Below are 223 nucleotides of genomic sequence, written 5' to 3' on the forward strand. Positions count from 1 at the left end.
GGTGCGCCGCCTGCGCCGCGATCATCCCGGGGCACGCCTGCTCGTCACTGGCTGCGCCGCCACGATCGATCCCGCCGGCTTTGCTGCCATGGCAGAGGTGGATGGCGTGGTGCCCAACGCAGCCAAGCTCGATCCCGCCCGCTGGCAGGTGCCTGCCCCGGCCGTGCCGGTCGCCGCATCCGAGCGGCATACCCGCGCGTTCGTGGCGGGGGGGGGGGGGGGG

At 75.8% G+C, this 223-nt stretch carries 1 pseudogene; it reads left to right on the forward strand.

From position 1 onward, the window contains the following. A pseudogene (locus H926_RS30190) lies at positions 1-223 on the forward strand (tRNA (N(6)-L-threonylcarbamoyladenosine(37)-C(2))-methylthiotransferase MtaB); the annotation flags it as partial.

It is taken from the genome of Novosphingobium sp. B-7 (genome assembly GCF_000410615.1).
GTDB classification, from domain to species: domain Bacteria; phylum Pseudomonadota; class Alphaproteobacteria; order Sphingomonadales; family Sphingomonadaceae; genus Novosphingobium; species Novosphingobium capsulatum.